This window comes from Cupriavidus sp. SW-Y-13 (assembly GCF_009793345.1).
Taxonomy (GTDB): domain Bacteria; phylum Pseudomonadota; class Gammaproteobacteria; order Burkholderiales; family Burkholderiaceae; genus Cupriavidus.
Genome location: NZ_WHLX01000001.1, coordinates 2,268,826 through 2,294,383, shown reverse-complemented (window position 1 = coordinate 2,294,383; position 25,558 = coordinate 2,268,826). Strand labels below are relative to the sequence as shown.

Here is a 25,558-nt window from a genome sequence, read left to right as displayed (position 1 = left end):
GGCGTCACTTTCAGAGAACTTAATGCGATTTGGTCGATTTCTGGCGGTAATTGCGAGTGCCGCGCTGCTTGCAGCGTGTGCCGGCACTCCCAATCCGCCTGCCGGCGAGATGGCCGGTACGCCGACCGCCCTGGAATCCGGTCCGAAGAAGGACCCGCTTAACACCCTCAACAGCACAGGTAGCGCCGGCATCCTGCCCGGCACCGCGGTGGTCAACGTGGACCAGACCAGTGTCGACTGGCTGCGTGGCCCGTCCACCGATATCTGGGACCGGATCCGCAAGGGTTTCGGAATGCCTGACCTCGAAGGCACGCTGGTCGATGATCGCACGCAGTGGTACGCGGCGCGTCCCGACTATATGGAACGGATGGTGGGCCGGTCGAGCCGCTACCTGTACCACATCGTGGAGGAGCTCGAACGGCGCAAGATGCCCACCGAGCTGGCATTGCTGCCGTTTGTCGAGAGCGCTTTCAACCCCCAGGCGGAGTCAACGGCCAAGGCCGCGGGCATGTGGCAGTTCATCCCGAGTACGGGCAAGAGCTACAACCTCAAGCAGAACATGTTCCGCGACGAGCGGCGCGATGTGCTGGCGTCCACCGACGCCGCGCTCGACTACCTTTCGCGGCTCTATGACATGTTCGGGGACTGGCATCTGGCGCTGGCGGCCTACAACTGGGGTGAAGGGGCCGTGTCGCGCGCCATTGCGCGCAATCAGGCGCGCGGGCTGCCCACGGACTACGCCAGCCTGACCATGCCGAACGAGACGCGGTACTACGTGCCGAAGCTGCAGGCGGTCAAGAACATCATCGCCAACCCCGCCGTCTACGGCGTGCGGTTGCCGGGGATTCCGGACCATCCGTACTTCGTCACGGTCACCACGTCACGCGATATCGACGTGGCGCTGGCGGCCAAGCTGGCCAATATGCCGCTGGACGAGTTCAAGGCGCTGAACCCCTCGTTCAACCGCCCGGTCATCCTGGGCGCGGCCAATCCGCAGATCCTGCTGCCGTTCGATAACGCCGAGCGGTTTCAGTACAACCTGAACACCTACCGTGGCGGCCTGTCGAGCTGGACGGCATTGACGGTGGATAGCCGCGAGCGGGTCGAGTCGCTGGCGGCGCGTCTCAATGTCGATGCCGACACCTTGCGAGAGATCAACCGCATTCCAAAGGGCATGCGGCTCAAGCCCGGCTCGACGGTGATGATTCCGCGCTCGGACCGGCATGACCAGGACATCAGCGCGTCGCTGGTGGATACCGCGATGCTGGCCGTGGAGCCCGACGTGCCGGACGCCAAACGCGTGGTGGTCAAGGCCGGGCGGCGTGACACGGTGTCGTCGGTGGCGCGCCGCTATGGCGTGAGCACACGGCAGGTGCAGTCGTGGAACAAGCTGTCGGGCAGCAAGCTCGTGGCGGGGCAGAGCCTGGTGCTGATGCTGCGTCCGAACTCGGCGGCAGCGGCGCGGGCCGAGCGTGGCGACGATGGGGATGATGCGCCCCGGGCTGCGGCGCGCGGCAAGAGCCGGGCGGTCGCGAAATCGTCGAAGTCCACGAAGGTTGCCGCAGAACCCCGCAAGCGCGCCGTGGCCGAAGCCACGCCACGCAAAACGGCCAGCAAGACATCGGAAAAGTCGTCGAGCAAGGCCCCGGCTGCGACCAAGTCCACAGCCAAATCGGCCAAGGGTCATACGCGCTAAGACGCTGCCGGGTGTCTGCCGGGCGGACCGATGTGACGGCATCCTGTCCTGCCAACGTGGCGGGACAGGATGTGCATTGACACATCTCAAGGATATTCGTCAACGAAGCAAAGGAAGATGACAGGTTTCCATCCTCCTGCTCATCTCCATGTCCCTGTTCCGAATCCTGCTGGGCATGCCACTCATCGTGGCCTGCCTTGGTGCCGCGTGCGACAACGGTAACGACGACACCACCTCGCCAATCACCGCCGAGACCGCCGCGCCCAAGCTGGTGGCTCATCGCGGCGGCACGGCGGATCGCCCCGAGAACACCCTCGTCGCCATCGAATCGGCGCTGGCCCAGCGTGCGGACATGATCTGGCTGTCGGTGCAGGTCAGCGCCGATGGCGTGCCGGTACTGTACCGGCAGGCTGCGCTGGAGTCTCTGACCAACGGGACTGGCAAGGTCGCCGACTGGCCGGCCGCGACGCTCGCGCAACTGAACGCTGGCTGGCAATTTGCCGAGACCAGCGCCGACGGCATCAAGCAGTATCCGTATCGCACCCGCCCCGTCGGCATTCCCACCTTGCGCCAGGCACTGCGTCTCATACCTGCGGAAGTGCCGATCATTCTCGATATGAAGGCGATGCCCGCCGCTACGCAGACTGCTGCCGTGGCGCAAGTGTTGGCGTCCGAGAACGCCTGGGGTCGTGTACTGATCTACTCCACGGAGCAGGACTACCAGCAGACGTTTGCACAGTGGCCTCGCGCCCGAGTATTCGAATCGCGCGATACCACGCGAGGCCGGCTGGTGAGCGCGACATTGGGGCAGGCATGCAGCACACCGGCCCCCGCATCGGGCACCTGGGCAGGATTCGAACTGCGCCGCAAGGTGGAAGTGGTCGAGACCTTCACGTTGGGGGAGGGGCGGTCATCCGTGGACGCCTTGTTCTGGACTCCGGCATCGGTCAAATGCTATCGCGCCAAAGGGGCGGCGAACCTTGTGGCCTTCGGTGTCAACGATCAGGCGGCGTACTGTGACGCCAAACGGCTGGGCATTGATGCGGTCATGGTAGATTCTCCAGAAAAGATGGACGGCATCCGTGCCAAGGTGGTGAAGAACCCGGAGGTTTGCGGTAATTAGCTGCAAGCCAGACGCTTCCGAGACGGCACTGCCGGCAACGCCGCTGCCATCCGCACCGCATTCCACACATAGATATAGAAGCGGAGGAGACACATCATGACGGCAAGCCGTGCGCTGCACGCGCGTTCCCTGTCCGACAAGGCGGGATTCTGGGCCGAGCAGGCTGCGAGGATTGATTGGGAGACGCCTTTCGAGCGCGTGCTCGACGATAGTCGCCCACCGTTCGCCCGCTGGTTCGTCGGCGGGCGCACCAATATCTGCCACAACGCGATAGACCGGCACCTCGCCGCGCGTGCGGATCAGCGCGCGCTGGTCTACGTCTCCACCGAGACCGAGACGGAACGCACGTACACCTATCGGGAACTGCACGACGAAGTGAGCCGCATGGCGGCCATCCTCCAGGGGCTGGGCGTGCAGCGCGGAGACCGCGTGCTGGTCTACATGCCGATGATTCCCGAGGCGACGTTCGCGATGCTGGCCTGCACGCGCATTGGCGCCGTGCACTCGGTGGTGTTCGGCGGGTTTGCGTCAGTCAGCCTGGCGGCGCGCATCGACGATGCGAAGCCCAAGGTCATCGTCAGCGCCGACGCCGGATCGCGCGCCGGCAAGGTGGTGCCGTACAAGCCGCTGCTCGACGAAGCCATCCGGCTGGCCGGTCATCACCCCGAGAAGGTGCTGCTGGTGGATCGCGGACTGGCCGAGATGCCACGCACCGCCGGGCGCGACGAAGACTATGCAGCGTGGCGCGACAAGGTGGCCGGTCAGGACGTGCCGTGCGTGTGGATGGAGTCGAGCGAGCCTTCGTACGTGCTCTACACCTCCGGCACCACGGGCAAGCCCAAGGGCGTGCAGCGTGACACGGGCGGCTATGCCGTGGCACTGGCGACCTCGATGGAGTACATCTTCTGTGGCAAGCCGGGCGACACGATGTTTACCGCGTCGGACATCGGCTGGGTGGTGGGACACAGCTACATCGTCTATGGCCCTTTGTTGGCCGGCATGACCACGGTCATGTACGAAGGCACGCCGATCCGTCCCGACGGCGGGATTCTGTGGAAGATCGTCGAGCAACATGGCGTGAACCTGATGTTCAGCGCACCCACGGCCATTCGCGTGCTCAAGAAGCAGGACCCGGAACTGCTGCGGCGCCACGACCTGTCGAGCCTGCGCCTGCTGTTCCTGGCCGGCGAGCCACTGGACGAGCCCACCGCGCGATGGATCCAGGATGGGATCGGCAAGCCCGTGGTGGACAACTACTGGCAGACCGAGTCCGGCTGGCCGATCATCGCGATCCAGCGCGGCGTAGAGGCGTTGCCGTCCAAGCTCGGCTCGCCGGGAGTGCCGGCCTATGGCTACGACCTGCGGATCGTCGACGAGGTGACCGGCCAGGAATGCGCGCCCAACCAGAAGGGCGTGGTGGCAATCGACTATCCACTGCCACCGGGCTGCATGACCACGGTCTGGGGCGACGACGACCGCTTCCTTCGCACGTACTGGCAAGCGGTGCCGAATCGGCAGTGCTATTCCACATTTGACTGGGGCGTGCGCGACGAAGATGGCTATGTCTTCATCCTGGGCCGCACCGATGACGTGATCAACGTGGCCGGTCACCGGCTGGGCACGCGCGAGATCGAGGAAAGCCTGTCATCGCATCCGGGTGTGGCCGAGGTGGCCGTGGTCGGCGTGCAGGATGCGCTGAAAGGGCAGGTAGCGCTGGGGTTCTGCATTCCTCGCGATGCCAGCCGAACCGGGACCGATGCCGACCGCATGGCTTTCGAGGGCGAACTGATGAAGACCGTCGATCAGCAACTGGGCGCCGTCGCGCGCCCGGCGCGGGTCTATTTCGTCAATGCGCTGCCAAAGACACGTTCGGGGAAGCTGCTGCGGCGGGCGATCCAGGCCGTGGCCGAAGGCCGTGATCCGGGTGACCTGACCACGATCGAGGACCCCACGGCGCTGGAGCAGGTGAAGGCGGCGATCGGGTAACAAAGTGGCGCGCCCCCTCCTAAGATGAAGGGGGCGCGGAAAACCTACTTGCCAACCGTCATCATGCGGCCTAATATTTGAAGCATAAAATATTTAACCTTGATGTAGAGGCCGTCAACGCACTTTAGACGGCAAGCAGGAGACAAGATGCGCGTGCTTTGCATAGGCGGCGGCCCGGCCGGCCTCTACTTCGGATTGCTGATGAAATTGCGCGACCCGTCCCGTGACGTAGTGGTGGTCGAACGCAATCGGCCTTACGACACTTTCGGCTGGGGCGTGGTGTTCTCCGACGCGACGCTGGAGAACCTGAAAGTGGCGGATCCGGTCAGCGCGGCCGAGATCAACGCGGCGTTCAACCACTGGGACGATATCGACATCCATTTCGGCGGGCAGACGATTCGCTCCGGTGGTCACGGCTTCATCGGCATCGGTCGCAAGCGTTTGCTGAACATTCTTCAGGCGCGGTGCGAGGCACTGGGCGTGCGGCTGGTTTTCGAGACCGATGCCACCGACGACCAGGCGCTGGCCCGGCAATACAACGCCGATATCGTGGTGGCCTCGGACGGCATCAACAGCCGCATCCGCACCCGCTACGCCGCAACCTTCGAACCCGATATCGATACGCGCCAGTGCCGCTTTGTCTGGCTAGGCACGCACAAACTGTTCGACGCGTTTACCTTCGCGTTTGAAAAGACCGAGCACGGCTGGTTTCAGGCGCACGCCTATCGGTTCGATGACACGACGTCGACCTTCATCGTGGAAGTGCCGGAACGCGTGTGGCGCGCCGCTGGCATCGAGGGCATGAGTCAGGAAGAGGGCGTGGCGTACTGCGAGAAACTCTTTGCGCGCTACCTCGACGGACACAAGCTCATCAGCAACGCCACGCACCTGCGCGGCTCGGCCAACTGGATTCGCTTCCCGCGCGTGATCTGCCGACGCTGGGTTCACTGGAATACGCTGGCCGATGGCCGTCGCGTGCCGGTGGTGCTGATGGGCGATGCCGCGCACACCGCGCATTTCTCGATTGGCTCGGGCACCAAGCTGGCACTGGAGGATGCGATTGACCTCGCCAATGAAATCGACCAGCGGGGCGCAGCCGGGGTCGATCAGTTGCCCGATGCACTGACGCGCTACGAAGCCACGCGCAGCGTGGAAGTGCTCAAGATTCAGAACGCCGCGCGCAACTCGACCGAATGGTTCGAGAACGTCGAGCGCTATGCAGGTATGGCGCCCGAACAGTTTGCGTATTCATTGCTGACCCGTTCGCAACGAATTTCGCACGAGAACCTTCGCGTGCGCGATGCGGAATACGTCGAAGGGTTTGAAGCATGGCTGGCAGGCGGCAAGACCCTGCCGCCGATGTTCACGCCGTTCCACATGCGTGGCGTGACGCTCAAGAATCGCGTGGTGGTCAGCCCGATGGCGATGTACTCGGCCATCGATGGCGTGCCCGGCGATTTCCACCTCGTGCATCTCGGTGCGCGTGCGATGGGCGGGGCGGGCATGGTGGTGGCGGAGATGACCTGCGTCTCGCCCGAGGCGCGCATCACGCCGGGCTGCCCGGGCCTGTGGAACGACACCCAGCGCGATGCATGGAAGCGCATCGTCGACTTCGTGCACACCAGCAGCGACGCGAAGATCGCCATCCAGCTCGGCCATGCGGGGCGCAAGGGTTCGACACAACTGGGCTGGCAGAAGATGGATTATCCGCTCGCCGAAGGCAACTGGCCGCTGGTGTCCGCCTCGGCATTGCCCTACATGCCCGAGATCTCCCAGGTGCCACTTGAGATGACACGCGACGACATGGATCGCGTGCGCGATGACTTCGTGGCCAATGCACGCCGCGCCGCGGAGGCCGGCTTCGACTGGCTGGAACTGCACTGCGCGCACGGTTATCTGCTGTCGAGCTTCATCTCGCCACTGACCAATGTGCGCGAGGACGAATACGGCGGTCCGCTTTCCAATCGGCTGCGCTATCCGCTCGAAGTCTTCGCCGCCGTACGCGGCGTGTGGCCGCAGGATCGCCCCATGTCCGTGCGGATCTCCGCGCATGACTGGGTGGAAGGCGGCATCACAGCCGACGATGCCGTGGAGATTGCGCGTGCATTCAAGGCGGCCGGCGCCGACATGATCGACTGTTCGTCGGGGCAGGTCAGCCCGGATCAGTCGCCCGTGTATGGCCGCATGTACCAGACGCCATTTGCCGATCGCATCCGCAACGAGGCGGGCATTCCGACGATTGCCGTGGGCGCGATTTTCGAGGCCGATCACGTCGACAGCATCATCGCCGCAGGCCGCGCAGACCTGTGCGCCATTGCGCGTCCGCATCTGGCTGACCCTGCTTGGACGTTGCACGAGGCTGCAAAACTCGGCTTCCGCGATGTGACGTGGCCGAAGCAGTACGTGGCCGGCAAGCGCCAACTCGAAACCAACGTGGCACGCGCGGCATCGTACGCGCAGCAGCCGGGGAAGTAAGGATGGAACGCGAACTGAAAGGCCGGCACGCGCTGATCACTGGCGGTGGACGCGGCATCGGTGCGGCCATCGCGCAGCGACTACTGATGGCCGGCGCCAGCGTGACGCTGATGGGACGCGATGGCGGCGTGCTCGATGCGGCTGCCGAGGTGTTGTCATCGTTTGTTGTGGAAGGCGCCGCACTCGGCATTGCACAGGCTGATATCACCGATGCCGATGCGGTTTCCGGTGCCTTCGCGGCAGCAGCGAAAGCGCACGGGCCGGTCACCGTGCTGGTCAACAACGCGGGGCAGGCGCACAGTGCACCGTTCGGAAAAACCGACCTCGCACTCTGGCAACGCATGCTCGACGTGAACCTGACGGGCACGTTCGTCTGCACGCAGGCCGCGCTGCCCGCGATGCTGGAAAGTGGATGGGGCCGTATCGTCAACGTGGCGAGTACCGCCGGGCTGATCGGCTATGGCTACGTCAGCGCGTATTGCGCGGCGAAGCACGGCGTGATCGGTTTGACGCGCGCGTTGGCGCTGGAACTGGCGACAAAGGGCATCACGGTGAACGCGGTCTGCCCCGGCTACACGCAAACCGACATCGTGCGGGATGCCGTTGCCAACATCGTTGCCAAGACGGGCCGCACGGAAGCCGAGGCCCGTGCGGAACTGGCGGCACGCAATCCGCAGAAGCGACTGGTGCAGCCCGAGGAAGTTGCGGATGCGGTGGCGTGGCTGTGCAGGCCATCTGCATCCGCCATCACAGGTCAGGCGCTGCCGGTGGCAGGTGGAGAAGTCATGGCAGGTTGAGTTTCCACTCGCCAACGGTTTGCTCCCCTCTCCCGCATGCGGGAGAGGGGCGGGGGAGAGGGCAAGCGGTGCAAATTGCGACAAGTCAGCAAGCAGAACCTCCAGCCCTCACCCCCAACCCCTCTCCCACTGCGCGGGAGAGGGGAGAAAGAACAACAGCGAGACAAACAAGCGAGGCACCACCATGACTGACATCGCCCTGGACATGCGCCATCACAAGCGCGCCTTTGCGGACTTTCAACCGAAGCACTTCCTTTGGTCCGTCTCCCCCGATGGTCGCGTAGGCACGATCACATTGAACCGGCCCGAGCGCAAGAATCCGCTGACGTTCGACTCCTACGCCGAACTGCGCGACCTCTTTCGGGGATTGTGCTACGCCACCGACATCAAGTCCGTCGTGATCACCGGCGCGGGCGGCAACTATTGCTCGGGCGGCGACGTGCACGAGATCATCGGCCCGCTCACCAGGATGTCGATGCCCGAACTGCTCGACTTCACGCGCATGACGGGTGATCTGGTCAAGGCGATGCGTGCATGCCCGCAGCCGATCATCAGTGCCATCGACGGCATCTGTGCGGGCGCGGGCGCCATGATGGCGCTGGCTTCGGATATGCGACTGGGCACCGAACATGCGCGCACCGCTTTCCTGTTTGTGCGAGTCGGCCTCGCAGGTGCCGACATGGGTGCCTGTACGTTGCTGCCGCGCATGATCGGCCAGGGACGGGCAAGCGAACTGCTCTACACGGGGCGCGCAATGACTGCCGAGGAAGGATTGCAGTGGGGCTTCTTCAACGCGCTGCACGGCTCGCACGCTGTGCTGGCTGAAGCAGAGGCATTGGCCACGCAAATCGCCACAGGCCCGACTTTCGCGCATGGCGTGACCAAGAAGCTGCTGCATCAGGAATGGAATATGGGCGTGGACGAAGCCATTGAAGCCGAAGCCGAGGCGCAGGCGATCTGCATGCAGACGCGTGACTTCCGGCGTGCCTATGACGCCTTCGTGGCCAAGCAGAAACCCGTCTTCGAAGGCGATTGAGGAACCTGAGCATCCATGAGCGACAAAACCTATCTCGACCTGCCTTTCTTCGATGCGGCCCATCGCCAGCTCGAACGTGAACTCGACGGCTGGTGCACGGAACATCTGAAGGATATCGACCACCACGATGCAGACGCGTCATGCCGCGCGCTGGTGCGTCAACTGGGGACGGCCGGCTGGCTCCGCTACTGCGTGCCGCAAGCCTTCGGCGGCGCGTTGCCGCAACTGGATTCGCGCGCGCTGTGCCTGCTGCGAGAAACGCTGGCGCGTCACGACGGGCTGGCGGACTTCGCTTTCGCGATGCAGGGGCTGGGCTCGGGAGCTATCACGCTCGCCGGCAGCGATGCGGTGCGCGAGCGCTATCTGCCGCGCGTGGCGCGTGGCGAGGCCATCGCCGCATTCGCGCTGTCCGAACCCGAGGCGGGTTCCGATGTGGCCGCGATGCAATGCAGTGCACAACTCTCCGCAGACGGCAGCCACTATGTGCTCGATGGCTCGAAGACGTGGATATCGAACGGAGGCATCGCCGACTTCTATTGCGTGTTCGCCCGCACCGGCGAAGCACCGGGCGCACGTGGCATCACCGCCTTCGTGGTCGATGCCGGTACGCCGGGCCTGTCCATTGCCGAACGCATCGACGTGATCGCGCCCCATCCGCTCGCCACGCTTCGTTTCGACAACTGCCGCGTGCCGGTGGAAAACCGACTTGGCGAAGCAGGGCAGGGCTTCAAGGTGGCGATGATGACGCTCGACATTTTCCGCGCCTCCGTTGCGGCGGCGGCACTGGGCTTCGGCCGTGCAGCACTCGACGATGCACTGGCGCGCGCCACGTCGCGGCCGATGTTCGGTGGCGTGCTGGCCGACTTGCAACTGACGCAGGCCGCTATCGGTGACATGGCTACAGCCATCGATGCTGCAGCGTTGCTCACCTACCGCGCGGCGTGGTTGCGCGATGTGAAGCAGCAGCGCACGACGCGCGAGGCCGCGATGGCGAAGATGGTCGCCACCGAGAACGCGCAGCAGGTTATCGACCGCGCTGTGCAGATGTTCGGTGGGCTGGGCGTGAAAGTCGGCACGCGTGTGGAGAGCCTGTACCGCGAGATTCGTTCGCTGCGCATCTACGAAGGTGCCACCGAAGTGCAGAAGCTGATCATCGCGCGCGAGACGCTGGCCGCGCGCCAGGCATAGCCAAATCCAGGAGACAAGCATGGCCGCCCCCCAGTCCGCTACTGTCGCTACCGCTCACGTGGATACCTTCGCGCGCGACCGGCTGCCGCCGCCCGAGCAGTGGCCGGTGTTCACGTTCAATGACGATACGCATTACCCGCCGCGCTTCAATGCCGCAGTCGAACTGGTCGATCGACACGTCGAGCAGGGTAACGGCGCGCGAGTGGCCGTACGCCACGAGCGAGACGGTCGCATCGAGACCGTGACCTACGCCGCGCTGGCGGCACTGGTCAACCGCATCGCGCATGTGCTGGTGGAAGACATGCGGCTGGTGCCGGGCAACCGCGTGCTGCTGCGCGGGCCCAACAACCTGATGATGGCGGCGAGCTGGCTGGCCACGCTCAAGGCCGGACTGATCGCCGTCCCGACGATGCCGCTGCTGCGCGCCAAGGAGCTGCGGCAGGTCATCGACAAGGCGCAGGTGAGCGCGGCGCTCTGCGATGCGCGGCTGCGCGAAGAGCTCGAGACCAACCAGCGCGCAGACAACGAGCACTATTGCCCGACACTGACCACGGTGCGTTATTTCAACGGCGAAGGCGACGATGCTCTCGAAACAGCAATGGCCGGCAAGCCCGACACCTTTGCCGCCTGCGACACCGCTGCCGACGATATCTGCCTGATCGCTTTCACGAGCGGCACCACGGGCCAGCCCAAGGGCACGATGCATTTCCATCGCGATGTGCTGGCGATGTGCGACCTGTTCCCGCGCCATGTCCTGAAGCCCACGCCCGACGACATCTTCTGCGGCACGCCGCCGCTGGCGTTTACGTTCGGACTCGGCGGCATGCTGTGCTTCCCGTTGCGTGCTGGCGCGAGCACGGCGCTGGCCGAGAAGCTCACGCCCGAAACGCTGCTGAAGCTGATTCAGGACCACCGTGCGACCATCGTCTTCACGGCGCCCACGTTCTATCGCCAGATGGCCGCGCTGGCCGGCAACTTCGACGTAGCCAGCCTGAAGAAGAGTGTCTCGGCCGGCGAGGCGCTGCCCGATGCCACGCGGCAGGCGTGGAAGGGTGCCACGGGCATCGAGATGATCGATGGACTGGGCGGCACTGAGATGATGCATATCTTCGTATCGAGCGCAGGTGCCGAAGTGCGGCCCGGAGCGGTGGGTCGCGTGGTGCCGGGCTACGAGGCATGCATTGTCGATAACGACATGCAGCCCGTGCCGCACGGCACCGTGGGCAAGCTTGCGGTACGCGGCCCCACGGGTTGCCGCTATCTCGACGATCCGCGCCAGGAGAACTATGTGCGCGACGGTTGGAATTTGCCCGGCGATACGTTCGTGGCGGACGCCGATGGCTACTACTTCTATCAGGCGCGCTCCGACGACATGATCATCTCGGCGGGTTACAACATCGCCGGCCCCGAGGTGGAAGGCACGCTGATGAAGCACGAGTGGGTGGCCGAGTGCGGGGTGGTGGGCGCGCCCGACGCCGAGCGCGGACAGGTGGTGATGGCCTACGTGGTGTTGCGCCCTGGTGTGGCGGCAACCGATGCCACGCGTGCTGCCCTGCAAGACTACTGCAAGCGTGAGATCGCGCCATACAAGTATCCGCGCCGCATCGAGTTCGTGGCGGTGCTGCCGCGCACGGAGACTGGCAAGCTGCAGCGCTTCCGGCTGCGCCAGATGGCAGCGGAGCAGGGCGTCGACGTGGAGACGCAGCGATGACCGAGGTATTCCGCAACACGGTACGCGTGCGCTTCAAGCATTGCGATGCCGCCGGCATCGTGTTCTATCCGCGCTACTTCGAGATGCTGAACGACTTTATCGAGGACTGGTTCGCCGAAGCCCTCGACTGGCCGTTCGAGGCCATGCATCTCTCCGGGCATGCCGGCATTCCCACGGCAGCGTTGCAGTGTCGCTTTACCGCGCCCAGCCGACTTGGCGAACAACTCACCCGCGAGCTGCGCGTCACCCATCTGGGACGCAGCAGCTTCGGCGTGACCATCCGCTTCATGGGGCCGGGAGGCGCCGACGATGACACGCGCATGACCATCGACCAGCGCCTCGTGTGCGTGGACACGCGCACGATGACCCCGCAGCCCTTGCCCGAGCCAGTACGCACCGCAATGGAGCGCTACCTGGGCACCGAGACTGCCTGACACTGACATAGACACGGAATCGAAGACATCATGCTGAAGACATTGCAACCGCCCGAATGGGCAGCGCCGAAGGGATACGCCAACGGCATCATGGCCGAGATGCAGGTGGGCAGCCGCCTGATCATGGTCGGTGGGCAGATCGGCTGGAACGGCCAGTGCGAATTCGAGACCGACGACTTCGCGCTGCAGGTGGCGCAGACGCTGCGCAACATCGTGTCGGTGCTGGAGCAGGGCGGCGCACGTCCGGAGCACATCGCGCGGATGACCTGGTATGTGAAGGACAAGGTCGAATACGTGGCCGCCTACAAGGCCATCGGCCAGCATTACCGCGACATCATCGGCAGGCATTTCCCGGCCATGACGGCAGTGGAGGTAGCAGACCTGGTGGAGCCACGCGCGAAGGTGGAAATCGAAGTGACGGCGGTCGTGCCACCGGCCATGTGAACCGGGCGAGTACGGGTGGACGGTTGGGTGGCATCTGTCTCAAGGGCATCGTAAGTGTTTGAATACTTGAGAATTTGGGCCCAACGGGATATAATTCGAAAGTTTCGCTTTCAGAACCCATCACCCTAGCGCCTACCGTATTCCACCTTCCGCCGCCCCGTTGCGCACGCCGTTTTCATGCACCGCACAAAAGTGATGAAATCGCCATGCGACACTTGCGCCCCAGTGTTCAGACGCGGGGCCGCCACGGGGCACGAGGCGTTGAGCAGGTCGGTCACGGGGTGAGTCCAGCAGGAGCCTTACCCGTGCTACCGTCTTTTCCGTCCGCCATACTCGCGCTTGCAGACGGCACGGTCTTTCGTGGCTATTCCATCGGCGCTTCCGGCCATACGATCGGCGAAGTGGTGTTCAACACTGCTATCACCGGTTACCAGGAAATCCTCACCGACCCGAGCTATTCCCGGCAGATCGTCACGCTGACGTATCCGCATATCGGCAACTACGGCGTCAACCCTGAGGATGTCGAAGCCACGAAAGTCCATGCCGCCGGCCTGATCATCAAGGATCTGCCGCTTCTGGCCTCCAATTTCCGCAAGGAACACACGCTTTCCCACTACCTGAAGCAAGAGAAGGTCGTGGCGATTGCCGGTATCGATACCCGCAAGCTGACGCGCATCCTGCGCGAGAAGGGCGCCCAGAACGGCTGCATCCTGGCTGGCGAGGACAACGTCCAGAAGGCCATCGACCTGGCACGCTCGTTCCCGGGCCTGGCAGGCATGGACCTGGCAAAGGTCGTGTCGGTCAAGGAACCGTACGAGTGGACCCAGACCGAGTGGAAGCTCGGCCAGGGCTACGGCAAGCAGGACAAGCCGCAGTTCCACGTCGTGGCCTTCGACTACGGCGTCAAGTTCAACATCCTCCGCATGCTGGCCGAGCGCGGCTGCAAGGTCACTGTGCTGCCGGCGCAGGCCCCTGCCGCTGACGCGCTGGCGCTGAATCCGGACGGCGTGTTCCTGTCGAATGGCCCCGGCGACCCCGAGCCTTGCGACTACGCGATTGCTGCCACGCGCGAGTTCATCGCACGCGGTATCCCGACGTTCGGCATCTGTTTGGGTCACCAGATCATGGCGCTGGCCGTGGGTGCCAAGACGCTGAAGATGAGCACGGGCCACCATGGCGCCAACCACCCGGTCAAGGACCATGACGATGGCCGCGTGGTGATCACGTCGCAGAACCACGGTTTCGCCGTGGATGCCGCGACGCTGCCCGCCAACGCGCGCGTCACGCACACGTCGCTGTTCGACGGCACGCTGCAGGGCTTTGCCCTGACGGACAAGCCGGCATTCTGCTTCCAGGGTCACCCGGAAGCGTCGCCGGGTCCGCATGACATCGCGTACCTGTTCGACCGCTTCACGAAGCTGATGCAGGATGCGCGCGCCAAGGCCGCAGCCTGACGTGACGCCCTGACGTAACGAGAGACCTGAACAGGACCGCCCGCCATGAACGCTTTCATGCATGCCAGCTTCGGCGTCACCGATTTCTGGACCTATGTGCTCGGCACGATCTTCATCGTGCTGCTGCCTGGGCCGAATTCGATGTACGTGCTGTCGGTGGCTGCCCAGCGCGGTGTGCGGGCGGGCTACAAGGGCGCGTGCGGCGTGTTCCTGGGCGATGCGATCCTGATGGTGTTGTCCGCTGCCGGCGTGGCATCGTTGCTGCAGGCCAGCCCGGCGCTGTTTCACGTGGTCAAGTACGTGGGCGCGGGCTACCTGGGGTGGATCGGCTTCCAGATGCTGCGCGGTGCCGTGCGCAACTGGTCGATGCCGGCCAGTCCTGCGGGCGCGCAGGCGGCCGCCGAGCCTTTGGACCGGTCTGCCAACCCGTTCACCAAGGCGCTGGTCATCAGCCTGCTGAACCCCAAGGCCATCCTGTTCTTCATCTCGTTCTTCATCCAGTTCGTGGATCCGCAGTTCGCGTATCCGGCGCTGTCGTTCGTAGCGCTGGGGCTTGTCTGCCAGATCTGCAGCTTCGCCTACCTGACCACGATCATTTTCGTGGGCGCGAAGCTGGCCGATGCGTTCCGCCGCCGGCGCCGCCTGTCCGCAGGCATGTCGAGCGGAGTAGGGGCGATGTTCATCGGCTTCGGCGCCAAGCTGGCCACGGCCACACTGGGCTGACGACGACAACCTGATATCCGGCACGGTCCGCACGACATGCGGGCCGGCCAACAAAGAGAGCGTGCAATGCCAAAGCGCACAGACATCAAGAGCATCCTAATCATCGGCGCCGGCCCGATCATCATCGGCCAGGCGTGTGAATTCGACTATTCCGGCGCACAGGCCTGCAAGGCGCTGCGCGAGGAAGGCTTCAAGGTCATCCTGGTCAATTCGAACCCGGCGACCATCATGACGGACCCGAGCACGGCGGACGTCACGTACATCGAGCCCATCACCTGGGAAGTGGTCGAACGCATCATCGAGAAGGAACGCCCGGACGCGATCCTGCCGACGATGGGCGGCCAGACCGCGCTGAACTGCGCGCTGGACCTGCATCGCCATGGCGTGCTGGACAAGTACAAGGTGGAGCTGATCGGCGCATCGCCGGAAGCCATCGACAAGGCCGAGGACCGCCAGAAGTTCAAGGACGCGATGACCAAGATCGGTCTCGGTTCGGCCAAGTCCGGCATCGCCCACTCGATGGACGAGGCCGTGGCTGTGCAGTCGCGCATCGCCCAGGAGACGGGCACCACCGGCTATCCGATCGTGATTCGCCCGTCGTTCACGCTGGGCGGCTCGGGCGGTGGTATCGCCTACAACCGCGAAGAGTTCGAAGAGATCTGCAAGCGCGGCCTGGACCTCTCGCCCACGCGCGAACTGCTGATCGAAGAATCGCTGCTCGGCTGGAAGGAATACGAGATGGAAGTGGTCCGCGACAAGGCGGACAACTGCATCATCATCTGCTCGATCGAGAACCTGGACCCGATGGGTATCCACACGGGCGACTCGATCACCGTGGCCCCGTCGCAGACGCTGACGGACAAGGAATACCAGATCCTGCGTAACGCGTCGCTGGCCGTGCTGCGCGAGATCGGCGTGGACACCGGCGGTTCGAACGTGCAGTTCTCGATCAACCCGGTCGATGGCCGGATGATCGTGATCGAAATGAATCCGCGCGTGTCGCGTTCGTCGGCACTGGCCTCGAAGGCCACCGGCTTCCCGATCGCCAAGGTCGCGGCCAAGCTGGCCGTGGGCTACACGCTGGACGAGCTGAAGAACGAAATCACCGGCGGCCAGACCCCGGCGTCGTTCGAGCCGTCGATCGACTACGTGGTCACCAAGGTGCCGCGTTTCGCCTTCGAAAAATTCCCGCAGGCCGACAGCCACCTGACTACCCAGATGAAGTCGGTGGGTGAAGTGATGGCGATGGGCCGCACGTTCCAGGAATCGTTCCAGAAGGCACTGCGCGGCCTGGAAGTTGGCGTGGACGGCCTGGACGAGAAGTCCACCGACCGCGACGAGGTGATCGAGGAAATCGGCGAAGCCGGTCCGGACCGTATCTGGTACGTGGGCGATGCGTTCCGTCTGGGCATGTCGCTGGAAGAGGTGTACGCCGAGACGTCGATCGATCCGTGGTTCCTGGCACAGCTCGAAGACATCATCAAGACCGAAGGCCTGGCCCGCGGTCGCACGCTGGACAGCCTGTCGGCTGCCGAGCTGCGCTTCCTGAAGCAGAAGGGCTTCTCGGATCGCCGCCTGGCCAAGCTGATGAAGACAGATGCCAAGGCCGTACGCGCGGCACGTCACGCCCACAACGTGCGTCCGGTCTACAAGCGCGTGGACACCTGCGCGGCCGAGTTCGCCACCAACACCGCGTACATGTACGGCACGTATGAAGCCGAACATGGCGAGTGCGAGGCAGAGCCGACCAACAACCGCAAGATCATGGTGCTCGGCGGTGGCCCGAACCGTATCGGCCAGGGTATCGAGTTCGACTACTGCTGCGTACACGCTGCGCTGGCACTGCGCGAAGACGGGTACGAGACCATCATGGTCAACTGCAACCCGGAAACCGTGTCGACCGACTACGACACGTCGGACCGCCTGTATTTCGAGCCGCTGACGCTGGAAGACGTGCTCGAAATCGTCGAGAAGGAAAAGCCGGTTGGCGTGATCGTCCAGTACGGCGGCCAGACCCCGCTGAAGCTGGCGCTGGATCTGGAAGCCAACGGCGTGCCCATCATCGGCACAAGCCCGGACATGATCGACGCGGCGGAAGACCGCGAGCGCTTCCAGAAGCTGCTGCACGAGCTGGGCCTGCGCCAGCCGCCGAACCGCACCGCGCGCGCCGAGGACGAAGCCCTGCGCCTGGCCGAGGAAATCGGCTACCCGCTGGTGGTGCGTCCGTCGTACGTGCTGGGCGGCCGCGCCATGGAAATCGTGCATGAGCCGCGCGACCTCGAACGCTACATGCGCGAGGCCGTGAAGGTTTCCCATGACTCCCCGGTGCTGCTGGACCGCTTCCTGAACGATGCGATCGAATGCGACGTGGACGCGCTGTGCGACGGTCAACGCGTGTTCATCGGCGGCGTGATGGAGCACATCGAACAGGCTGGCGTGCACTCGGGCGATTCGGCCTGCTCGTTGCCGCCGTACTCGCTGGCGCAAGCCACGATCGACGAACTGAAGCGCCAGACCGCCGCGATGGCGAAGGCGCTGAACGTGGTCGGCCTGATGAACGTGCAGTTCGCCATCCAGCAGAAGAACGGCGAGGACATCGTCTACGTGCTGGAAGTGAACCCGCGCGCCTCGCGTACCGTGCCGTACGTGTCGAAGGCGACCGGCCTGTCGCTGGCGAAGATCGCCGCGCGCTGCATGGCCGGCCAGTCGCTCGACTCGCAAGGCATCGGCGCGGAAGTGATTCCGCCGTATTTCAGCGTCAAGGAAGCGGTGTTCCCGTTCAACAAGTTCCCGGGCGTGGATCCGGTCCTCGGACCTGAAATGCGTTCCACCGGCGAAGTGATGGGCGTGGGCAAGGTGTTTGGCGAGGCCCTGTTCAAGAGCCAGCTGGCCGCCGGTTCGCGTCTGCCCGAGAAGGGCACGGTGCTGATCACGGTGAAGGACAGCGACAAGCCGCGCGCCGTGGCCGTGGCCCGCATGCTGCACGACCTGGGCTACCCGATCGTCGCCACGCGGGGTACGGCGTCGGCCATCGAGGCCGCCGGCATTCCGGTTCGCGTGGTCAACAAGGTGAAGGACGGCCGTCCGCACATTGTCGACATGATCAAGAACGGTGAACTGGCGCTGGTCTTCACGACCGTGGACGAAACGCGTACGGCGATCGCCGATTCGCGCTCCATCCGCATCGCCGCACTGGCCGGCCGCGTGCCTTACTACACCACCATCGCCGGCGCCAACGCCGCGGTGGAGGGTTTGAAGCACATGCAGAGCCTGGAGGTCTATGACCTGCAGAGCCTGCACAAGCAGTTGGCCTGATGCCACGTAGTTGCTGCGCTGCCGCGTAACGGATGCGGCGCAGCCGGGCCGCCGCCGGGTTGAAACTGGCGGCGGTTCTGGCCTACACTACGTTTTGAATTCGCAGATCGACCGGCCTGGAGCCGGTCGATTCCATCTGAAAGCCGCGGTTTGAGCGGGCGTGCCGCCTGGCAGAAGTTTGCCGGGGCATGAATCCCACTCCGCTGCGGCTCATTTTTTTGTTGAACGAGACATGAGCACCATTCCGATTACCAAGCGTGGCGCCGAACTGCTCAGGGAAGAGCTGCAGCGCCTCAAGGCCGTCGAACGCCCTGCGGTGATCAACGCCATTTCCGAAGCGCGCGCCCAGGGTGACCTGTCGGAAAATGCCGAGTACGACGCTGCCAAGGAAAAGCAGGCCTTTATCGAAGGCCGCATCCAGGAAGTGGAGTCCAAGCTGGGCGCGGCACAGGTCATTGATCCCACGCAACTCGACACCGATGGCCGCATCGTTTTTGGCGCCACCGTGGACCTTGAGGACCTGGAATCGGGCAAGCCCGTGAGTTACCAGATCGTTGGCGATGACGAAGCCGACCTCGAAAGCGGCAAGATCTCGGTGAGTTCGCCGATCGCCCGTGCGCTGATCGGCAAGTTCGAGGGCGACGTGGCCACCGTGCTGGCCCCGGGCGGCGACCGCGAGTACGAAGTCATCACGGTTCGCTACATCTGAGCGACGGGATGTTCTCGTCCTCTTACTCGAACCTGCCGCCGCTGCCGCATCGCGTCTTCTTGTTGCTGACGGTGGTGTGGGCCGGGAGCCTCTGGACGGTTGGCTACATGGTGGCGCCGACGCTCTTCTCCGTGCTGCAAAGCCGGGAAACCGCAGGCATGATTGCCGGGCATCTGTTCCGCTACCAGGCGATGATTGGTGTGACGGTCGGTGTGCTCCAGCTCGTACTGTGCAATGTGCTGATTCGCCGGGGTGCGGCGCGCTACCGGACACTGCGGTGGATCGTGCTCGCCATGCTGGTATGCGTGCTGGCTGGCTATTTCGGCGTGCAGCCGTTCATGGAAGGACTCAAGGTGAAGGCACAGGCATTGAACCTGGGCGTGTCGGAGTCACCATACAAGCGCGAGTTTGGCATGCTGCACGGCGTATCGAGCGTGTTCTACCTGGTCCAGAGCCTGCTGGCGCTGGTACTGGTCTGGCGCGCGAGTGCGCCCAGATCGTCGGGCGAGTGATACGCGGAGTAATACGCGGGAAACAAGCAGGAGCGATCAGCAAAGCGCAAAAAAGGCGGCCGGGGCCGCCTTTTTCATGGAACCGATCGGCCGCCGGCCGATCAACCCAAGGACTTCTTTTTCTGGCTGGCCGGGCGGGCGCGCGAGCGCTTGACGTTGCCGCCCTGGGTCACGCGCTCGTTGCCGAGCACACGCACCGACGAACTCTTCGGACGACGCATGCCCCCGGTGGCCGGCTTGCGCACCGTGACGGTACGCGGTGCGGCGCCAGCGCCCAGACGGCGCTTTTCGACTGCGCCGAAGTCTTCGGGCTGGTTTTCCTTCAGGCGGGCAGGGCCGGGGCGCCAGATGACGAGCAGCTTGCCAATATGCTGGATCGGCGCGGCGCTGAGTTCGTCGCAGATGGCGTCGTAGATGGCGACGCGTGCGTCACGATCATCGCCGAGCACCCGGACCTTGATCAGGTCGTGCGAAGCCAGGCTGCGGTCGATCTCGGCAAGCACGGAAGGGGTCAGGCCTTCCGCACCGATCATGACCACGGGGTTGAGGCCGTGGGCGCGCGAGCGCAGTTCGGAACGTTGGGCGGAAATCAGGTGAAGGGCTGGCATCGGGAAGGCTAATATCGAATTGGCGCGTATTATCCGCCAAAATGTCGCCGGCAGGCGGCAAGGATCACCAAAATCGGGAGATAAAGCTGTGATCTGTCGCAAAACGTGACGGGCAGCTCCCGCAGAAAGGCATGTCGAGGCAATGGCCAAGGGCAAGAACAAATTCAATCAGTCGTGGCTGCACGACCACATCAACGATCCCTATGTGAAGATGGCGCAGCGCGAGGGCTATCGCGCCCGCGCGGCCTTCAAGCTCAAGGAGATCGACGAGCAGGACAAGCTGATCCGGCCGGGGCAGGTCATCGTGGACCTGGGCGCCGCGCCGGGCAGCTGGAGCCAGTACGCGCGGAACCGGCTCGCGGACTCTCCCCGGGCCAAGGACGGCAGCATCGACGGGGCGGTCATCGCGATCGACATCCTGCCCATGGAGCCCGTGGCGGACGTCACGTTCATCCTGGGAGACTTCCGGGAGGAAAGCGTGTTCCACGAACTGGAAAAGGTGGTGCTGGAAGCCTCCGGCGGTTCGCGAATCGACCTTGTTATCTCGGACATGGCCCCCAATTTGTCCGGTGTGGCCTCGGCTGACTCGGCGCGGATCGAGTATTTGTGCGATCTGGCGATGGAATTTGCCCAGGCGCACCTGAAACCGGAGGGTTCGCTGCTGGTAAAGTGTTTCCACGGCTCGGGCTACAGCCAGATCGTGGAAAAATTCAAACGTCAGTTCAAGGTGGTGGCGAGCCGCAAGCCCAAGGCGTCGCGCGACAAGTCTTCAGAAACCTTCATTCTTGGGCGTTACCTGAAGTCGTTGGACTGAAAGTTGAGGGATTGGGGTTTTGCCGGGTGACGCCGGCTTGCCCTGAAGCGGCTGGCTCGGGCACTATCAGGCCCATAGAATCAGATTTCCCTGTGGGGACGGGCGCTGCATTACAATGCAATGCAGCTTCCCGTTGGCAAGGCAATTGCAAAGGAGTTCGGCCTTGAATAACAACCTGTTTCAAAAGGCGGCAATCTGGCTCGTAATCGCGCTGGTTTTGTTCACCGTCTTCAAGCAGTTCGACAAACCGCGTGCCCAGGACGGTGTCACCTACTCGCAGTTCATGGATGACGCCAAGAACGGCAAGGTGTCGCGTGTCGACGTGCAGGGCCGTAACCTCGTGGTGTCCCCCAAGGAGGGGTCCAAGTACACCATCATCTCGCCGGGCGACATCTGGATGGTCGGCGACCTGATGAAGTACGGCGTCCAGGTGACCGGCAAGGCCGATGACGAACCGAACGTGCTGGTCCAGGCGCTGTATTACCTGGGACCGACGTTGCTGATCATCGTCTTCTGGTTCTACATGATGCGGCAGATGCAGGGCGGCGGGAAAGGCGGTGCCTTCTCGTTCGGCAAGTCCCGTGCGCGCCTGATCGATGAAAACCAGAACGCGGTGACCTTCGCCGACGTCGCAGGCTGCGACGAATCGAAGGAAGAAGTCGTCGAACTGGTCGACTTCCTCAAGGATCCGCAGAAATTCCAGAAGCTGGGCGGTCGTATTCCGCGCGGCGTGCTGCTGGTTGGCCCTCCGGGTACCGGCAAGACGCTGCTGGCGCGCGCCATCGCTGGCGAAGCCAAGGTGCCGTTCTTCAGCATCTCGGGTTCGGACTTCGTTGAAATGTTCGTCGGCGTAGGTGCAGCCCGTGTCCGCGACATGTTCGAGAACGCCAAGAAGCAGGCGCCTTGCATCGTGTTCATCGACGAAATCGACGCGGTCGGTCGCCATCGCGGCGCCGGCATGGGCGGCGGTAACGACGAGCGCGAGCAAACACTGAACCAGATGCTGGTCGAGATGGACGGCTTCGAAGCCAACTCGGGCGTGATCGTGATCGCTGCGACCAACCGTTCGGATGTGCTGGACAAGGCGCTGCTGCGTCCGGGCCGTTTCGACCGCCAGGTCTATGTTGGCCTGCCGGACATCCGCGGCCGCGAGCAGATCCTGAAGGTTCATATGCGCAAGGTGCCGATCGGCAACGACGTGGACGCGTCGGTGATCGCACGCGGTACGCCGGGCTTCTCGGGCGCCGACCTGGCCAACCTGGTCAATGAAGCTGCACTGTTTGCCGCCCGCCGCAGCAAGCGCGTGGTGGACATGCAGGACTTCGAGGACGCCAAGGACAAGATCTACATGGGTCCGGAGCGCAAGTCGACGGTCATGCGCGAGGAAGAGCGCAAGGCCACGGCTTACCACGAGTCCGGCCACGCGGTGGTGGCCAAGCTGCTGCCGAAGGCCGACCCGGTCCACAAGGTTACGATCATGCCGCGCGGCTGGGCACTGGGCGTGACGTGGCAGTTGCCGGAGCATGACAAGTACTCGAAGTACAAGGACAACATGCTTGAGGAAATCGCGATCCTGTTCGGCGGCCGTGCCGCGGAAGAGGTCTTCCTCAACGCCATGAGCACCGGGGCTTCGAATGACTTCGAGCGTGCCACCAAGATTGCCCGCGACATGGTGACCCGCTTCGGCATGAGCGATTCGCTCGGCGCGATGGTGTATGTCGATACCGAGCAGGATGGCATGTTCGGCAAGCTGTCGTCGAAGACGGTTTCGGAAGCGACGCAGCAGAAGGTCGATGCAGAAATCCGCACGATCATCGATACGCAGTATGCGCTGGCCAAGCGCCTGCTCGAAGAGAATCGCGACAAGGTCGAAGCCATGACCAACGCGCTGATGGAGTGGGAAACGATCGACGCCGAACAGGTGAACGACATCATGGCCGGCAAGCCGCCGCGCCCGCCGCGTCACCTGCAGGGTCCGAGCGGTGGCGGCAGCACGCCTCCGGGCGGCGGTTCGCCGGTGACCCCGTCCAACGCGCCGGCCACGGCACGAGTCGACGACACGGTGTAATACGGCGAGGAGCCGAGCGTAAGCGACCGTTTCCGACGGTTTCAAACGCGGTGGTTTCTGATAGCCTGCGAAGCCGGTGCCTGGTGCACCGGCTTTTTTGTTTTTCAGGACGTCAATCTTGTCGAGCGAGTTTTTCCAGTGCGGGCGTTACCGGTTCGCCCGCGACCGCCGCCCACTCGTGATGGGCATTCTCAACGTGACGCCCGATTCGTTCTCGGACGGCGGGCGACATGCCTCGCGCGATGCGGCTATCCGGCATGCGGAGCGGATGATCGCGGAGGGCGTCGATATCATCGATATCGGCGGCGAATCGAGCCGTCCAGGTTCCGCTGCACTGCCGCTCGATGAGGAACTCGCACGCGTGATGCCCATCGTCGAAGCGCTGGCGCATTGCGGCAAACCGTTGTCAATCGACACGTACAAGCCCGAGGTGATGCGCGCCGCGCTGGCGGGCGGAGCCGATTTGATCAACGATATCTGGGGCTTTCGTATGCCGGGCGCGGTGCAAGCCGTGGTTGCCGGGCAAGCGGCGCTTTGCATCATGCATATGCAGCGTGACCCGCAGACGATGCAGGAAGACCCGCAATACGATGATGTAGTCGCCGAGGTGGAAGCATTCCTGCGCGAGCGCGTGTCAACCCTTCGGGCGGCGGGCGTGGACGATTCGCGCATTTCGCTCGATCCGGGCTTTGGCTTTGGCAAGACGCCGGATCATAATCTGCGCCTGCTGGGGCAGATGACGCGGCTGGCGATCGATGGGCTGCCGGTGTTGGCTGGCCTGTCGCGCAAGTCGACGCTTGGTGCCATCGTGGGTGGGAAGCCGCCGCAGGAACGTGTGGCAGCCAGTATCGCCGCGGCGGTCTGCGCCGCCGAGCGGGGCGCATTCATCGTGCGCGCGCACGACGTGGAACAAACCGTGGATGCCCTGAAGGTCTGGTGGGCGATCCGCCATGAATCGGTAGCGCCGTAAGCGACAGCCGCAAGAACCGACGAACAGGCCAGCAGACGCATAGACGTACGGCAAATACAGCAACCACGGTGATCGTGGTGAGAACTGGGAGAAACAGAACGATGACTCGCAAATATTTCGGGACGGATGGTGTGCGTGGACGTGTCGGCGAAACGCCGATCACGCCGGATTTCGTGATGCGGCTCGGCTATGCGGCCGGCAAGGTGCTGGCCCTTGGGCAAAAGACCACGCAGGGCAAGCCGACCGTATTGATCGGCAAGGACACCCGCGTCTCTGGCTACATGCTTGAAGCCGCGCTGGAGGCTGGATTCACGGCCGCAGGGGTGAATGTGCAACTGACCGGTCCGTTGCCGACACCGGCGATTGCTTACCTGACCCGCGCGCTGCGCCTGGCGGCAGGCGTGGTGATTTCCGCCAGCCACAATCCGTACTACGACAACGGCATCAAGTTCTTCTCGGCCTCGGGCGACAAGTTGCCTGATGAACTCGAAGCCAAGATCGAAGCGCAACTCGATGAACCGATGCTATGTGTGCGCTCCGAAGACCTGGGCCGCGCAAAGCGAATCGACGATGCGGCGGGCCGTTACATCGAGTTCTGCAAGAGCACGTTCCCGTACGAACAGGATTTGCACGGGCTGCGCATCGTGGTGGACTGCGCCCATGGCGCCGCGTACCACATCGCACCGCATGTCTTTCACGAACTGGGTGCCGAGGTGGTGCCGATCGGTAACCAGCCCGATGGCCGCAACATCAACGCCGGGTATGGCGCTACCGCGCCGGAAAAACTGGTAGAGGCCGTGCGCCATCATCGCGCTGACCTGGGGCTGGCATTCGATGGCGATGCGGACCGGCTGCAGGTGGTGGACGGACAAGGCCGCCTCTACAACGGCGATGAACTGTTGTACCTGATCGTGCGCGATCGCCTGGCTTCCGGTCAGAAGGTGGAAGGCGCAGTTGGCACGTTGATGACCAACATGGCGGTGGAACTGGCGCTCAAGCGCCAGGGCGTCGAGTTTGTCCGCGCCAAGGTGGGCGACCGCTACGTGCTCGAAGAACTCAACAAGCGCGGCTGGCAACTGGGTGGCGAAGGCTCGGGCCACTTGCTTTGCCTGGATCGCCATACTACGGGCGATGGTATTGTCTCGGCGCTGCAGGTGCTGGCTGCCCTGCGCCGTAGCGGCAAGACGCTGTCGCAACTGCTCGATGGCGTGAGCCTGTTCCCGCAAACGCTGATTAACGTGCGCGTGGAGAAGGGCTTTGACTGGGAAGGCCATGCGGGCTTGAGCGCGGCACGCGCGCAAGTCGAGCCGGAACTGGAGGGCCGCGGCCGCGTGCTGATTCGCGCCTCGGGTACGGAGCCGGTCGTGCGCGTGATGGTGGAAGCCGAGCAGGTGGAGACCGCCGAGCGTGCGGCCCAGACGCTGGCCAACGCGCTGCGCGCCGCCTGACGCGATTCCGTCAGCGTAGGTCTAGACGAAAGCCATGGCTTCAGCCA

General features: G+C 63.9%; 20 protein-coding genes. 19 read left to right on the top strand and 1 reads right to left on the bottom strand.

Translation table 11 applies throughout. The features are described from left to right. Positions 1-22: 22 nt before the first annotated feature. The 15 genes from GA566_RS10200 to GA566_RS10130 all read left to right on the top strand — a co-directional run bounded on the left by GA566_RS10200 (position 23) and on the right by GA566_RS10130 (position 19,603). Positions 23-1,696, top strand: coding sequence for a transglycosylase SLT domain-containing protein (locus GA566_RS10200; RefSeq protein WP_160472680.1), 1,674 nt, complete (start codon positions 23-25; stop codon positions 1,694-1,696). Between the two features lie 148 nt (positions 1,697-1,844). Then, on the top strand, positions 1,845-2,819 hold the full coding sequence (locus tag GA566_RS10195; protein ID WP_237380131.1) for a glycerophosphodiester phosphodiesterase family protein: 975 nt from the start codon (positions 1,845-1,847) through the stop codon (positions 2,817-2,819). A gap of 96 nt (positions 2,820-2,915) precedes the next feature. Further along, on the top strand, positions 2,916-4,805 hold the full coding sequence (locus GA566_RS10190; protein WP_160472679.1) for a propionate--CoA ligase: 1,890 nt from the start codon (positions 2,916-2,918) through the stop codon (positions 4,803-4,805). Between the two features lie 147 nt (positions 4,806-4,952). Next, positions 4,953-7,280 carry a bifunctional salicylyl-CoA 5-hydroxylase/oxidoreductase gene (locus GA566_RS10185; protein WP_160472678.1) on the top strand — a complete coding sequence of 776 codons (2,328 nt, stop codon included), beginning with the start codon at positions 4,953-4,955 and terminating at the stop codon, positions 7,278-7,280. Positions 7,281-7,282: 2 nt separating this feature from the next. Then, positions 7,283-8,077 (top strand): SDR family NAD(P)-dependent oxidoreductase, encoded by a 795-nt coding sequence (locus GA566_RS10180; protein ID WP_160472677.1) that lies wholly within the window; start codon positions 7,283-7,285, stop codon positions 8,075-8,077. A gap of 184 nt (positions 8,078-8,261) precedes the next feature. Continuing rightward, positions 8,262-9,113 carry an enoyl-CoA hydratase family protein gene (locus GA566_RS10175; RefSeq protein ID WP_137924221.1) on the top strand — a complete coding sequence of 284 codons (852 nt, stop codon included), beginning with the start codon at positions 8,262-8,264 and terminating at the stop codon, positions 9,111-9,113. 15 nt (positions 9,114-9,128) lie between these two features. Then, positions 9,129-10,301, top strand: a complete 1,173-nt coding sequence (locus tag GA566_RS10170; RefSeq protein ID WP_160472676.1) for an acyl-CoA dehydrogenase family protein — start codon at positions 9,129-9,131, stop codon at positions 10,299-10,301. Positions 10,302-10,320: 19 nt separating this feature from the next. Next, a complete protein-coding gene (locus GA566_RS10165; RefSeq protein ID WP_160472675.1) occupies positions 10,321-12,012 on the top strand; it encodes an AMP-binding protein in 1,692 nt (563 codons plus the stop codon). Continuing rightward, positions 12,009-12,446: a thioesterase family protein gene (locus tag GA566_RS10160; protein WP_137924218.1), complete on the top strand. Its 438-nt coding sequence runs from the start codon at positions 12,009-12,011 to the stop codon at positions 12,444-12,446. Before GA566_RS10165 ends, GA566_RS10160 begins: the two co-directional genes overlap by 4 nt. A 30-nt stretch (positions 12,447-12,476) precedes the next feature. Continuing rightward, a complete protein-coding gene (locus GA566_RS10155) occupies positions 12,477-12,890 on the top strand; it encodes a RidA family protein (protein ID WP_160472674.1) in 414 nt (137 codons plus the stop codon). A gap of 305 nt (positions 12,891-13,195) precedes the next feature. Next, positions 13,196-14,344 (top strand): glutamine-hydrolyzing carbamoyl-phosphate synthase small subunit, encoded by a 1,149-nt coding sequence (carA, locus tag GA566_RS10150; protein ID WP_160472673.1) that lies wholly within the window; start codon positions 13,196-13,198, stop codon positions 14,342-14,344. Positions 14,345-14,389: 45 nt separating this feature from the next. After that, entirely contained in the window at positions 14,390-15,067 is a 678-nt protein-coding gene (gene leuE / locus GA566_RS10145) for a leucine efflux protein LeuE (RefSeq protein ID WP_137924215.1), read from the top strand. 66 nt (positions 15,068-15,133) lie between these two features. Beyond that, the gene (carB, locus tag GA566_RS10140) at positions 15,134-18,382 is read left to right on the top strand and encodes a carbamoyl-phosphate synthase large subunit (protein ID WP_160472672.1); all 3,249 of its coding nucleotides are present in this window, start codon (positions 15,134-15,136) and stop codon (positions 18,380-18,382) included. A gap of 232 nt (positions 18,383-18,614) precedes the next feature. Continuing rightward, positions 18,615-19,091 (top strand): transcription elongation factor GreA, encoded by a 477-nt coding sequence (greA, locus tag GA566_RS10135; protein ID WP_137924213.1) that lies wholly within the window; start codon positions 18,615-18,617, stop codon positions 19,089-19,091. 8 nt (positions 19,092-19,099) lie between these two features. Next, on the top strand, positions 19,100-19,603 hold the full coding sequence (locus GA566_RS10130) for a DUF4149 domain-containing protein (protein WP_137924212.1): 504 nt from the start codon (positions 19,100-19,102) through the stop codon (positions 19,601-19,603). A 101-nt stretch (positions 19,604-19,704) separates the two neighbouring features. Here GA566_RS10130 and GA566_RS10125 read toward each other — a convergent pair whose 3' ends face one another. Beyond that, entirely contained in the window at positions 19,705-20,211 is a 507-nt protein-coding gene (locus GA566_RS10125; protein WP_137924211.1) for a YhbY family RNA-binding protein, read from the bottom strand. 142 nt (positions 20,212-20,353) lie between these two features. On the opposite strand from GA566_RS10125, the gene GA566_RS10120 reads away from it, so the two are divergent. From GA566_RS10120 to glmM, 4 genes are all read left to right on the top strand, one after another. Then, entirely contained in the window at positions 20,354-21,025 is a 672-nt protein-coding gene (locus GA566_RS10120) for an RlmE family RNA methyltransferase (RefSeq protein WP_137924210.1), read from the top strand. Positions 21,026-21,188: 163 nt separating this feature from the next. After that, complete coding sequence (ftsH, locus tag GA566_RS10115; RefSeq protein WP_137924209.1) at positions 21,189-23,093, top strand: ATP-dependent zinc metalloprotease FtsH; 1,905 nt, start codon at positions 21,189-21,191, stop codon at positions 23,091-23,093. Between the two features lie 118 nt (positions 23,094-23,211). After that, a complete protein-coding gene (gene folP / locus GA566_RS10110) occupies positions 23,212-24,063 on the top strand; it encodes a dihydropteroate synthase (RefSeq protein WP_160472671.1) in 852 nt (283 codons plus the stop codon). A 101-nt stretch (positions 24,064-24,164) separates the two neighbouring features. Continuing rightward, positions 24,165-25,511, top strand: coding sequence for a phosphoglucosamine mutase (glmM, locus tag GA566_RS10105; RefSeq protein ID WP_137924207.1), 1,347 nt, complete (start codon positions 24,165-24,167; stop codon positions 25,509-25,511). The last annotated feature ends 47 nt before the right edge of the window (positions 25,512-25,558 follow it).

What these genes read in the sequence shown, in the direction of transcription:
- GA566_RS10200 (WP_160472680.1), top strand. Translation starts at nt 23, where the DNA reads ATGCGATTTGGTCGATTTCTGGCGGTAATTGCGAGTGCCGCGCTGCTT.
- GA566_RS10195 (WP_237380131.1), top strand. Translation starts at nt 1,845, where the DNA reads ATGTCCCTGTTCCGAATCCTGCTGGGCATGCCACTCATCGTGGCCTGC.
- GA566_RS10190 (WP_160472679.1), top strand. Translation starts at nt 2,916, where the DNA reads ATGACGGCAAGCCGTGCGCTGCACGCGCGTTCCCTGTCCGACAAGGCG.
- GA566_RS10185 (WP_160472678.1), top strand. Translation starts at nt 4,953, where the DNA reads ATGCGCGTGCTTTGCATAGGCGGCGGCCCGGCCGGCCTCTACTTCGGA.
- GA566_RS10180 (WP_160472677.1), top strand. Translation starts at nt 7,283, where the DNA reads ATGGAACGCGAACTGAAAGGCCGGCACGCGCTGATCACTGGCGGTGGA.
- GA566_RS10175 (WP_137924221.1), top strand. Translation starts at nt 8,262, where the DNA reads ATGACTGACATCGCCCTGGACATGCGCCATCACAAGCGCGCCTTTGCG.
- GA566_RS10170 (WP_160472676.1), top strand. Translation starts at nt 9,129, where the DNA reads ATGAGCGACAAAACCTATCTCGACCTGCCTTTCTTCGATGCGGCCCAT.
- GA566_RS10165 (WP_160472675.1), top strand. Translation starts at nt 10,321, where the DNA reads ATGGCCGCCCCCCAGTCCGCTACTGTCGCTACCGCTCACGTGGATACC.
- GA566_RS10160 (WP_137924218.1), top strand. Translation starts at nt 12,009, where the DNA reads ATGACCGAGGTATTCCGCAACACGGTACGCGTGCGCTTCAAGCATTGC.
- GA566_RS10155 (WP_160472674.1), top strand. Translation starts at nt 12,477, where the DNA reads ATGCTGAAGACATTGCAACCGCCCGAATGGGCAGCGCCGAAGGGATAC.
- leuE (WP_137924215.1), top strand. Translation starts at nt 14,390, where the DNA reads ATGAACGCTTTCATGCATGCCAGCTTCGGCGTCACCGATTTCTGGACC.
- carB (WP_160472672.1), top strand. Translation starts at nt 15,134, where the DNA reads ATGCCAAAGCGCACAGACATCAAGAGCATCCTAATCATCGGCGCCGGC.
- greA (WP_137924213.1), top strand. Translation starts at nt 18,615, where the DNA reads ATGAGCACCATTCCGATTACCAAGCGTGGCGCCGAACTGCTCAGGGAA.
- GA566_RS10130 (WP_137924212.1), top strand. Translation starts at nt 19,100, where the DNA reads ATGTTCTCGTCCTCTTACTCGAACCTGCCGCCGCTGCCGCATCGCGTC.
- GA566_RS10125 (WP_137924211.1), bottom strand. Translation starts at nt 20,211, where the DNA reads ATGCCAGCCCTTCACCTGATTTCCGCCCAACGTTCCGAACTGCGCTCG.
- GA566_RS10120 (WP_137924210.1), top strand. Translation starts at nt 20,354, where the DNA reads ATGGCCAAGGGCAAGAACAAATTCAATCAGTCGTGGCTGCACGACCAC.
- glmM (WP_137924207.1), top strand. Translation starts at nt 24,165, where the DNA reads ATGACTCGCAAATATTTCGGGACGGATGGTGTGCGTGGACGTGTCGGC.